11 protein-coding genes are annotated in these 11,952 nt (G+C 33.1%); 5 read left to right on the top strand and 6 right to left on the bottom strand.

Annotated features, from left to right (window positions below; translation table 11 throughout):
* The gene (locus G6042_RS08470) at window positions 1-240 is read right to left on the bottom strand and encodes a hypothetical protein (RefSeq protein ID WP_169523872.1); all 240 of its coding nucleotides are present in this window, start codon (window positions 238-240) and stop codon (window positions 1-3) included.
* 59 nt (window positions 241-299) lie between these two features.
* Here G6042_RS08470 and G6042_RS08465 point away from each other — a divergent pair, with 59 nt between their 5' ends.
* Entirely contained in the window at window positions 300-1,352 is a 1,053-nt protein-coding gene (locus G6042_RS08465) for a DUF2891 domain-containing protein (protein ID WP_169523871.1), read from the top strand.
* A gap of 123 nt (window positions 1,353-1,475) precedes the next feature.
* Complete coding sequence (locus tag G6042_RS08460; RefSeq protein ID WP_169523870.1) at window positions 1,476-3,035, top strand: NAD(P)/FAD-dependent oxidoreductase; 1,560 nt, start codon at window positions 1,476-1,478, stop codon at window positions 3,033-3,035.
* A 2-nt stretch (window positions 3,036-3,037) separates the two neighbouring features.
* Here G6042_RS08460 and G6042_RS08455 read toward each other — a convergent pair whose 3' ends face one another.
* The 4 genes from G6042_RS08455 to G6042_RS08440 are packed head-to-tail and all read right to left on the bottom strand — an operon-like array spanning window position 3,038 to window position 7,410.
* On the bottom strand, window positions 3,038-3,751 hold the full coding sequence (locus G6042_RS08455) for a hypothetical protein (protein WP_169523869.1): 714 nt from the start codon (window positions 3,749-3,751) through the stop codon (window positions 3,038-3,040).
* Window positions 3,752-3,769: 18 nt separating this feature from the next.
* Complete coding sequence (locus G6042_RS08450; RefSeq protein WP_169523868.1) at window positions 3,770-5,053, bottom strand: NHL repeat-containing protein; 1,284 nt, start codon at window positions 5,051-5,053, stop codon at window positions 3,770-3,772.
* Between the two features lie 36 nt (window positions 5,054-5,089).
* Window positions 5,090-6,025 (bottom strand): hypothetical protein, encoded by a 936-nt coding sequence (locus G6042_RS08445; RefSeq protein ID WP_169523867.1) that lies wholly within the window; start codon window positions 6,023-6,025, stop codon window positions 5,090-5,092.
* A gap of 17 nt (window positions 6,026-6,042) precedes the next feature.
* Window positions 6,043-7,410 (bottom strand): hypothetical protein, encoded by a 1,368-nt coding sequence (locus G6042_RS08440; RefSeq protein WP_169523866.1) that lies wholly within the window; start codon window positions 7,408-7,410, stop codon window positions 6,043-6,045.
* A gap of 171 nt (window positions 7,411-7,581) precedes the next feature.
* Between G6042_RS08440 and G6042_RS08435 the strand changes: the two genes are divergently transcribed.
* Window positions 7,582-9,552: a tetratricopeptide repeat-containing sensor histidine kinase gene (locus G6042_RS08435; protein ID WP_169523865.1), complete on the top strand. Its 1,971-nt coding sequence runs from the start codon at window positions 7,582-7,584 to the stop codon at window positions 9,550-9,552.
* A gap of 1 nt (window position 9,553) precedes the next feature.
* Complete coding sequence (locus G6042_RS08430; RefSeq protein ID WP_169523864.1) at window positions 9,554-10,168, top strand: response regulator transcription factor; 615 nt, start codon at window positions 9,554-9,556, stop codon at window positions 10,166-10,168.
* A gap of 1 nt (window position 10,169) precedes the next feature.
* Here the strand turns inward: G6042_RS08430 and G6042_RS08425 are convergent, their stop codons facing one another.
* The gene (locus G6042_RS08425; protein WP_169523863.1) at window positions 10,170-11,261 is read right to left on the bottom strand and encodes a bifunctional methionine sulfoxide reductase B/A protein; all 1,092 of its coding nucleotides are present in this window, start codon (window positions 11,259-11,261) and stop codon (window positions 10,170-10,172) included.
* Window positions 11,262-11,423: 162 nt separating this feature from the next.
* Between G6042_RS08425 and idi the strand changes: the two genes are divergently transcribed.
* Window positions 11,424-11,951, top strand: a complete 528-nt coding sequence (idi, locus tag G6042_RS08420) for an isopentenyl-diphosphate Delta-isomerase (protein WP_169523862.1) — start codon at window positions 11,424-11,426, stop codon at window positions 11,949-11,951.
* The last annotated feature ends 1 nt before the right edge of the window (window position 11,952 follow it).

Genomic DNA, 11,952 nt, shown 5'->3' with positions numbered 1-11,952 from the left:
TTAAGGAACAAAAAGTTCACCTCTGTGTGGCTTTAAAGCATCACGAACTTGTATCATATTGTCATCGGTAACAACCATAAAAGCAATCGCATGCATTTCGTTTTTGATTTCAAAACCAGTTATTGTTACAGGTAATTTTTCCATAGCAATATATTCTTTCAAATGAATTTCATGATGTTCGGCAGTCTTGGCAGCCACTTCGCCTCTAAAATCCCAAATCAGTTTTATTTGTCGTGACATATAATAAAAATGTAGTTCAGCAAAGGTAACTTTTTGTTACATTTGAAAAAAGCTTAGCTATGAAATACTTCTACCTATTTGTTTTATTCATTTCTTTTAAAAATTTCGCTCAAGAATTAACTTTGCAGCAAGCTAATCATTTAGCTACTTTGCCATTAAAATGTCTTCAACAAGAATATCCAAACAAATTGGGACAAATGCTTATTGACAGCACCGAAATTCAATCACCCAAAAAACTCCATCCAACATTTTATGGCTGTTTCGACTGGCATTCTTCCGTTCACGGACATTGGAGTTTGGTTTATTTGCTCAAGCGATATCCTAATTTGGCTAACAAAGAACAGATTATACAAAAGCTGAAAACCAACCTTTCCAAAGAAAACATTCAGGTAGAAATAGATTACCTCAATAAGAAACACGAAAAATCATTCGAACGAACTTACGGCTGGAATTGGTTACTCAAACTACAACTCGAACTCGAAACCAGCAAAGAACCTTTTGCTAAAGAACTCGCTCAAAACCTAAAACCACTTTCCAATATCATCATCGAACGATACATTGAGTTTTTGCCAAAACTATTATATCCGGTTCGCGTTGGAACGCATTCCAATACCGCTTTCGGATTGACAAATGCTTGGGATTATGCCGTGTTTTCTAAAAATGAAGTACTCCAAAAAAGCATCAAAGAAAACGCTATTCGTTTATTCCAAAAAGACGAAAACTGTCCATTCAATTGGGAACCAAGTGGAACCGATTTCCTGTCGCCGTGTATGGAAGAAATGGCGTTAATGCAACGAATTTTGCCCAAAAATGAGTTTTTAACTTGGCTCAAAAAGTTTGCACCAAACCTTTTCAAAAAAGACTACAAATGGGAAGTTGCCCGCGTTTCCGATAGAACCGACGGACATCTAGTGCATCTCGACGGACTAAATTTCAGCCGCGCTTGGAACATGTATCATTTGTTAAATCAATATCCAAACGAGTTCAAACACCTGAAAAACCTAGCCGATTACCATCTAAACTTCTCGCTTCCGTCCGTGGTCGATGGCAACTATGAAGGCGAACATTGGCTGGCTTCCTTCGCTTTGCGCGCTTTCGAGGAGAAAAAGTAAAAACAAATAATTACTTTTGCATCTGCATCGATAATATAATGTTACACTAGTTTATACTGAGCGAAGTCGAAGTAAAGTCGAGGTTCAATATTTAATATCTAATATCATAAATCTAATATCTAAATGCCACAAGAACTATTACTCCAAGTTTCTCCCGAAATAGCAGCCAATGAAAGTTTGCTCTATGAGTATGTGGCAAAAACAGTTCGTGTTTCAACAAAGTTGGTTCAAAAAGTAGTAGTTTTAAAACGCTCCATCGACGCGAGACAAAAAGCCATAAAGATTAATCTTAAAGTCTCTGTTTATTTAATCGATGAAGAGTTTATTCCTCAAAAAATAGCACTTCCCGATTATCCGAATGTTTCCAATCAACAAGAAGTTATAGTTGTCGGCGCTGGTCCAGCCGGACTTTTTGCCGCTTTACAATTAATCGAATTAGGTTTAAAACCAATTGTAATTGAAAGAGGAAAAGACGTTCGCGGTCGCCGTCGCGATTTAAAAGCCATCAATCGTGATCATATTGTCAACGAAGACAGTAATTATTGTTTCGGCGAAGGCGGAGCAGGAACTTATTCTGACGGAAAACTATACACACGTTCCAAAAAACGTGGTGATGTAGATAGAATTCTCCGATTATTAGTTGCTTTCGGAGCTTCAGATGATATTTTGGTTGAAGCACATCCACATATTGGAACCAATAAATTGCCACAAATTATCCAAGACATTCGAGGAAAAATTATCGAATGCGGCGGACAAGTTTTATTCGACACTCGCGTCACCGATTTTATTATAAAAAACAATGAAGTTCAAGGAGTTGTTATTCAAAATGGTGATGTCATTTCTGCCAATAAAGTAATTCTTGCCACAGGACATTCAGCGCGTGATATTTTTGAACTATTAGACAGAAAAAAAATATTTATCGAAGCAAAACCTTTTGCATTAGGCGTTCGTGCAGAACATCCGCAGGAATTAATTGATAGAATTCAGTATTCGTGTGATTTCCGAGGAGAATTCTTACCGCCATCGCCATATTCCATTGTAAAACAAGTCAACGGTCGAGGTATGTATTCGTTTTGTATGTGTCCAGGTGGCGTAATTGCACCGTGTGCGACAAGTCCAGGCGAAGTGGTAACCAATGGTTGGTCACCATCAAAACGTGATCAAGCTACAGCCAATTCTGGAATTGTAGTTGAACTAAAATTGGAAGATTTTAAACCCTTTGCCAAATTTGGAGCTTTAGCCGGAATGGAATTTCAAAAAGCCATCGAACAAAAAGCGTGGCATTTAGCAGGTCAAACTCAAAAAGTTCCAGCACAACGAATGATAGATTTTACTCAAAATAAAGTATCGGCAGATATTCCAAAAACATCATATGTTCCCGGAACAACTTCGGTTGAAATGGGACAAGTTTTCCCTGGTTTTTTATCCCAAATCATGCGAGAAGGTTTCAAAGAATTTGGAAAAACGATGAAAGGTTATTTAACTAACGAAGCCATATTGCACGCACCAGAAAGCAGAACTTCATCACCTGTTAGAATTCCGAGAGATAACGAAACTTTGGAACATCTTCAAATAAAAGGATTGTATCCGTGTGGCGAAGGCGCAGGTTATGCCGGCGGAATTATCTCAGCTGCCATTGATGGCGAAAAATGTGCGTTGAAAATTGCTGAGGTTTTACAGTAATTTTAGTTGTTGTAAAAAGGATTTCCACCTATTAGTACAAGTTCACTTGAAGAGTTTACAGGATTATTAAAAATCCCACTAAATGCTTTTGTAATTATTCTTCCGTCATCATAGTTTAGAATAAGCGTAAAATTATTGATTTCATAAGTGCCAATCCCCGGAGCTCTATCAGGATATTGATAAGGTATCGTGAAATTAATTACAAAAGCTCCAAAATCTAGAAAAGAACCATCAGAAAAAAATTCTATCATGGGTTGAAAATCATTTGGAGCATAAGGATAGTTGGGAATTGTTGACCAATTTGGAATAGTATTGTATTTGCCGGAAAGAATTAATCCATTCACAGAAGAAAGTTTGTAGATATGATTTGTATAGCCCACAATTTCCATTTCGGTATTGCTAATTCTATTTACATTAAGTGTTTCGTATTGATTGGTAAAAGTTCCTGAGTTGCCATTCATAGTAAAATTTCCCCACGTTCCACCTGTTTGGTTTTCAGAAAAGTTTATAAATCCTTCCGTAGGAAGTTGATTAAAGTATTTACCGTTAGGGAGAACAATCATCCAACGTAAATTAGAAAAATTACCCGTAGATCCTGTTTGTTGTCCCATCCAAATAGTAAAAGGAGAATTGTTTGAGTTTTCTTCGTTAGTATCACTGTTACTGCAAGAAATTATTATTGTTAAAGCAATAATTATTGTAAAAAGTTTTTTCATAACTAAAATTATTTAATGTTATATTTTAATCATTTTATAAATTGAATTTTTTTGACTTGAATTAATTTTGAAAATATATATTCCGGGAATTAAATTGCTGGTATCTATTTTGTTATCAAGTTCACAGAGTTGTTCTTTAACAATTATTCTACCATTAAAGTCTATAATTTGTAAAGTTGATTTAGTATTATCCTTAACTTTAATATTGACACTACTAGTAAATGGGTTGGGATAAATAATAAATGTATGATTATCAATATCTGGTGCTGATAAATTTTGTGATGTAATTTTACGAATACTGTGATTGTAATTGTCGGTAATATAAAGATTTCCATTTTGATCAATAGTAATTCCTTTTGGAAAACGAAAGGTAGCAGCATCTATTGCACCATTATTAAATCCCTGTGAACCAGTTCCTGCAAAAGTTGAAACGTTTCCATTGGTATCAATTTTTCTAATTACATTATTGTTAGTATCGGTTATAAAAAGATTGTTAGAATTATCAATAGCAATACCACTTGGGTAATTAAAGTTTGCAGAACTTCCTATTCCATTATTATTTCCTATTGTTCCGTTACCTGCAATAGTAGTAACATCAGCTGTTGGAGTGATTTTTCTAATTTTTTGACCAAAACTCTCTACAACATACAGGTTGTCATTACCGTCAATTGTAATGCTGGCAGGTCGATTAAAACTTGCAGCAATTCCATTTCCATCTGTTGAACCTGATGATCCGGTTCCTGCAAATGTTGTTACAAAACCATTTGACTCAACTTTACGAATTTTATGATTGCCATAATCTGCAATAAATAAGTTTCCATTACTGTCTAACACAATTCCTTGAGGGCTACTAAATCTTGCAACACTTGCATCACCATCTATATTTCCGCTTCCCACTCCTGAAAAAGTAGTTACTTCTCCGGAAGGCGAAATTTTTCTTATCTTATTATTGAACGTATCTGCAACATATAGGTAGCCATTAGGAGCGACAGTAATACCTATTGGTAAATAAAAAGCAGCAGCACTTCCTTGACCATTCCACCAACCTGTAACTCCGGCTGTTCCTGCGATAGTAGTTACTATTCCATCTGCTGTAATTTTTCTAATAATATTGTTTGTTGTATCTGCAACATAAATATTTCCAGTCGCATCTATACAAATTCCTTGTGGAAAAGTAAAACTTGCTAAAGTTGCATTTCCATCTGTGCTACCTTGTAAACCTGTTCCCGCATAAGTAGAAACAGTTTGTGCTTTTATTATTTGGAAAAATAATAATAGAAAAAATAAATTAATTGTTTTCATTTGAAAGTAAGTTTAATTTAGTAGTAATAGAATACTTTACTCTAATTTATAAGCAATTATGCTGTTTTCATTCAAGTTACCGCCTATTTTGAGTAAAGTATCAGTTGTGTTTATAATATGTACATTTCCAGCTACATAGTAGTATGTTTTTGGTAGTGCTGATGTATTGTTAATAATAATTGTTCCGCTTAAAAGAGAGAATAAACTTGAACCAGGTAAATTGCCGCTAATAAGTCTACCTCCAATAATATCTGTTGATGAAACTGGGTTTATTCCAGAACTATCCGAAAATGTTGAGCGCAACCAAAAAGAAGAATTATTAGGAGTTGGTGTTCCAGTTGTATTTGTTAAAAGCATAGTGACATTTATTGCAAATTTTCCCGTTGGTAACGTAATAGAAACTCCGGTTTGTAAAAAGTTTGCAGTTGTATAGGGAACACTTATTCCTGGGTTAGTAAGCGAAACATTAATGTTATTTATACCCACTTTTTGCCATGTTCCAACTCCGTTAGCATCAGAAGTTAAAACTTTTCCTGTTGCTTGATTACCATCTACAATTTTAACTCTGCCAACTATGTCGAGCATTTCAGTTGGGTTGTTCAAGCCAATGCCAACTCTATCGGTTAAAGTTGTTGGGAATAAATAGCCATTACTTGAATCTCTACTCCATTTTTCATCATTATTAATTAGTAGTTTTACCCATAGTGTACCATTCCAATAATAGTAACCAACACCATTTCCTCCAGTAGTTGATACATTAGTATTATAAACTAATAAACTAACTGCCGGAGAATTTATTGGTGTAGTTCCATTTGAAACATCGGATAAACTAACTCTTGGAATTAACAACCCTGAATTGTTTGAATTAATATCAAGAATTGAAGAACCATCAGGACTTGTAGTGCCAATTCCTACTTGTGAAAAAGTAGAAATTGAAAATGTGACTGCAACTAACAAAAAGATTGTTCTCATAATTTTATTCTTTAAAATTAATTTTGAGCATATAAAATATTGGCACCATTCATCCAAGCTGAAGTAGAATGGTTGTAACATCCATACCAATCGTTTGCTGCTGGAGAAGTTGCATTGCCATCGCCATTTGTATCTCCTCCCCAAAAATCATCTTTTATAGAAGTTAAAACAGCCGATGGATTAATTGATGGATTAGAAATGTTTAATCCAAATGTATTTCCTGTTGGAAATTTCATAACAACTCCCGGACCAAGTGTAAATGAGCCGGTATTTTTTTGCAAATATCCATCCATTACAAAAGGAACTTCGGTTTCGGTAAGGTTTACATTTACATTAGAACCACCATTTGGGTACATCCAAATACAGTTTCTAGCATTTGTTTCAAATGGATTGTCAGGATTACTATAACTATTGTTAGGATTAATAGAATAGGTTGCATTCAAATAAATTGGGTAATAATTATCATAAAACACATTATTTACAAATTCTGAAATTGCTGGATCTCTCATATTGTTTGCTCCATAAAAGGCAAATTGACCAGTAAAGTTTGTTCCATTTGCCGTATGCGCAAAAACACAACCATCAAAAACAAAATTAGAACCCGAACCAGATACTACAACTGCACAGCGATAACCACCATCATTTCCTCCAGCATACAAAAAATCACAATTTATAAATTGACTTGCACCACCATTTAAATAAACATTAATCCAATCGCCTTTTTGCGGTGATGTAGCATTTCCATCTCCATTAGTATCACCACAATAACTATCATCTGCCAAAGAAGTGAAAGTAATTCGGTTAGTTTCTGTTCCATATGCAAATAGATTTCCACCAGTATTTACCCGTATTCTACCATTTTGTCCTAGTTTAACGATTACTCCTTGATGTATTGTTAAAACTGATGTAATAGTTATTTCGCTATTTATCACATATACATTTCCTGTCTCCCAAATAGTTGGTGTTGTAATATTGTTAGTAACTTGGATTGTAGGACAACTTAAAGTGGTAAACGATTTAATTTCTCCATAAACAATTCCGTTGGCATTTATTGCATAAGCTCTAAAATAGATATTTGTACTTGATGGTAATGCTGATATATCGTATGTTTCGCTGAAAGCACCAGTTCCACTACCTAAAATATCAGTATAAACATCGGGTAAATCTTTTTCCGGATTTGGGTTTTCACCCATACAAATTCCACGTTCTGTTACAGCACTTCCGCCATCAGTAACAACTTCTCCACCAAGAGTAACAGTGGTTGCAGTTAAATTTATTGCATCTGTTGTGTTTACAGTTAATACACTAGTTGTTTCATTATCATTAGAGCATGATGCAAAAAATAATACACTGAAACAAATAAAGAGCAGGTTTAAATTTTTCATAATCGCTATTTTTAAATTAATACTATTTTGAATAAAAATTTGATGTTATAAAATTAATTTGCATAAAAAAATAGGTTATCCTCTTTACTAATGATTTTAAATATCCTACTTTTATAGGATAACGAAATGATATTGTTTGGGTTACTTTGTTATTGTTATAAAAAAATAAAAATGAAGAAAGCATTAGTTATTATAATAGTATTTTTTTCGGTTGTTTTGGGGTTTTCACAGCAAAGTGAATTGGATAGTATAAAACAACTTATAACTACTATTGGAAAACAAAAGACAGACACAACTCAAGTTAGATTACTTAGTCATTTGGGATATGATATTATTGAGATTGACAGCACTCTTTCTAAAAAACTCCTTGATGGAGCATTAGCAAAAAGTATTAAGTTAAAAAACAACTTTGCCATTTCAAATAGCTATCGGTTTCTAGGACTTTGGTATAGTAATTTTAATGATAAATCAAAAGCATTTGAGTGTCAGAATAAAGCTTTAGTTGCAGCAAAAAATGGAAATCATATTTATTTGATGGCTGGAGCAAATTTTAATTTAGGAAGTATAAAATATGAAACCGGTGAATACGAACAATGCATTGATTATTTTTTAGAAGCTCAAAAAATATTTGATAATCCTCAGATTTTAGAAGATAAAAAGCTTACCGTAAGAATTTTAGATAAGAAAAAATCGGATTTATATTTTAATATGAGCGTTGTTTTTAGTACGCTAAAAAATTTACCAAAAGCTAACGAATATATTGATAAAGCATTAGCGATAGCAAATAAATATAAAAATCAAACCATTATTGCATTTTATACACAGCAAAAAGCAGATAACTATGCAGAAAACGGAAAGATTGAAAAAGCACTTACTATTAGATTAAAGCATTTACCTCAATTAGAAAATAGTAAAATAGAAAGATCATATATATATGGTTATTATCACAATATTGCTCAAGAATATTTATTGTTAGATAAACTAGATAGTTGTAAAATATTTGCTCAAAAAAGTTTAAACACGGCAAAAGAAATAAATAGTTCAAGCGGAATTGCAATTTCTAGTTTGCTTTTGGCTAATATAGCTTTACAAGAAAAAAAATATTCAGAAGCAGAAAATTTTCTCAACCAATCGGAAGCATACTATTTACAAACTGAAAACCCAACCGAAAAAAGAGATTATTACAAAGTTTTACATCAATATTTATATGAAACAAAACAATATAAAGAAGCATACAAGTATTTTAAGCAATATGCAGCTGTTAATGATGAGATAATTACAGGCGAACAAGCAGAACAATTCTCCGAACGCGAAGCTAGGTATCAATCGGAAAAAAAAGATAAAGACATTTTACTTTTAGAGAAAAAACAACTTCAAAACAAAATTTTTATTTATTCATTAACTGGAATTTCAATTGGATTATTACTCTTTAGTTTCTTGTTATATAGAAATTATAAAACCAGAAAAAAATTAGCGGAACAAAAAATAAAACAACTACTGCAAGAAAAACAAATTGATGCTGCGCAAAATATAATACAAGGAGAAGAAGCAGAACGAACCCGATTAGCAAGAGATTTACACGATGGTTTGGGCGGAATGTTATCAGGTGTAAAATTTCAGCTAAATAGTGTAAAAGGAAATGTAATTTTATCGGAAGAAAATGCCAATGCGTTTACCAAAAGCATTTCTCAATTGGATAGCGCTATTACCGAAATGCGACGTGTGGCACACAATATGATGCCCGAAGCTTTGATAAAATTTGGTTTAGATGATACCTTGCAAAATTATTGCAATTCAGTTTTAGAAAATTCGGGATTGCAGATTGTTTACCAAAGTTTTGGGTTGGAAGAAAGATTAAATCAAACGGTAGAAATTGTTTTATACCGAATTGTGCAAGAATTATTGAATAACACTATTAAGCACGCCAATGCCACTCAAATACACGTGCAACTTTCTAAAAATAATAAAACTATTTCGCTAACAGTGGAAGATAATGGTAAAGGATTTGATGTAAATTCAGTTAAAAAGGATGGAATTGGTATAACAAATATTCAACATCGTGTAGATTATTTAAAAGGAAAATTAGACATTACTTCTGATAAAAACGGAACATCAACTCATATTGAATTTGAAATAGAATAATATGAAACACAAAATTTTTATAGTAGATGATCATCCAATGGTGATAGAAGGTTTTAAAACACTTTTATCGCAAAACGAAAGTATAGTTGTTGTAGGAACGGCTATAAATGCTTTTGAAGCCATTTCTTTTATTGCAAAAAATGAAGTAGATATTGCTTTTATCGATATAAATCTTCCTGATATTAGCGGAATTGAATTATGCAAAAAAATTAAAACCGAGTTTCCGTCAATTATATGTTTAGCATTGAGCACTTTTAATGACAGAGGTTATGTTTCTAAAATGATTGAAAACGGGGCAAGCGGTTATTTGTTAAAAAATTCTAGCAGGGAAGAAATCTATAAAGCCATCAGTGAGGTTTTAATTGGAAATATGTATTTTAATGTAGGTTATCAAAAACAAAATACATCAAAATATGATGAAATACCAATAATAACCCGTAGAGAAAAAGAGGTGTTAATTCAAATTGCCGAAGGATTAACCAATCAGCAAATTGCCAATAAACTTTTTATAAGCATTACTACTGTGAGTTCTCATCGACAAAATTTAATGCTAAAATTAGAAGCCAATAACACCGCTTCATTAATAAAAAATGCTTTAAAGTTCGATTTGATTTAAACTATTTCTTTAATCTATCCTTAAAAACCTTTTCAAACTTTTCAATTTTTGGTTGAATTACCATTTGACAATAAGGTTTGTTCTTGTTGTTTTCATAATATCCTTGATGGTATTCTTCCGCTTTGTAGAATTTTTTCAAAGGTTCAAGCGTAGTCACAATTTTATTGTCAAAAACTTCCTTGTTCAAATCTTTAATTAAATCCTGAGCGGCTTTTTTCTCGTTTTCGTTTTTATAAAAAATCACTGAGCGATATTGCGTACCAACATCAGCACCTTGACGATTTAAAGTAGTTGGATCGTGAACAGTGAAAAACACTTTGAAAATTTCGTCCAAATTCGTTTTGGTTTTATCATAAGTAATCTCAATCACTTCTGCTGCGCCAGTTCTTCCGGTACAAACTTCTTCATAGCTTGGATTTTCAACACTTCCGCCAGCATATCCCGAAACAACTTTGGTTACTCCATCAAGATTTTCATAAACCGCTTCCACACACCAAAAACAACCACCGCCAAGAACAATTGTTTCACTATTTCCTGAATTTGTTGCAATTGCATCAGGCACAAAATCTAGTGAAATCGCGTTCATACAATATCTTTTTCCAGTCGGTTCTGGACCATCATCAAACAAATGTCCTAAATGACTGTCGCATCTTCCGCATAGTGCTTCGGTGCGTTGCATTCCATAGGAATTATCAGGTTTGAACCAAATACTGTTTTTGTTTTCTTGTTCAAAAAAACTTGGCCAACCACAACTACTCACAAATTTTTGGTCTGATTTAAACAGTTTATTTCCACACGTTGCACAATAATAGGTTCCTTTGGTTTCGCTTTTCCACATCGTTCCCGTGAAAGCTCTTTCGGTGTCAGCTTCTCTAGCTACAGCATACAAATCGGGTGATAAAATTTTCTGCCATTCGGCATTCGAAACATTTAATTTTTTAGTATCAGTATTGGAATAATAAGGATTTCCAGGTTTGTTAATTACATTTTCCATAGTATTAGTTTCTTTTTTTGAAGTTTTTTTGTTTGATTGTCCACAAGCCGTTAGGGTAAGCAAGGGAATCAGAAACAAAAATGTGATTATTTTTCTCATAACAATTAAATTAATTGATGTACAAATTTACAATAGAAGTACGTTGCAAAATGTCTTACAGATTACAAATAGAGATGATTTAAGGAAAGTTTAACGGTTGTTCGACAAGCATAATTATTGAGGCTTGTTTTTTTTCGTATTTTTGACCATCACAAAAACTCTATGAAAGAAGAACAAGTAATATTAGTCAATGAAAAAGACGAACCCATTGGCTTGATGAATAAGCTAGAAGCTCATGAAAAAGCAGTTTTGCATCGAGCCTTTTCAGTTTTTGTTTTAAATGATAAAAACGAAGTGATGTTGCAACAACGAGCACATCATAAATATCATTCGCCTCTATTATGGACCAATACTTGTTGCAGTCATCAACGAGCCGGAGAAACTAATATAGAAGCAGGAAAACGTCGTTTGTATGAAGAAATGGGTTTCAAAACAGAACTAAAAGAGTTGTTTCATTTTATTTACAAAGCACCTTTTGACAATGGTTTGACTGAACACGAACTCGATCATGTAATGATTGGTTACTCAAATGAAGAACCAAATATCAATGCAGATGAAGTTGAAAGTTGGAAATGGATGAAAATTGAAGACATCAAAGATGATATGGTAGAAAATCCAGATTGTTACACCGTTTGGTTCAAAATTATTTTCGACGAGTTTTATCATTATTTAGAAGAACACAAGATTTGAA

It is taken from the genome of Flavobacterium solisilvae (genome assembly GCF_012911605.1).
GTDB classification, from domain to species: Bacteria; Bacteroidota; Bacteroidia; order Flavobacteriales; family Flavobacteriaceae; genus Flavobacterium; species Flavobacterium solisilvae.
Note: the sequence above shows the minus strand (reverse complement) of the source record. Positions and strands in the feature narration are given on the sequence as shown.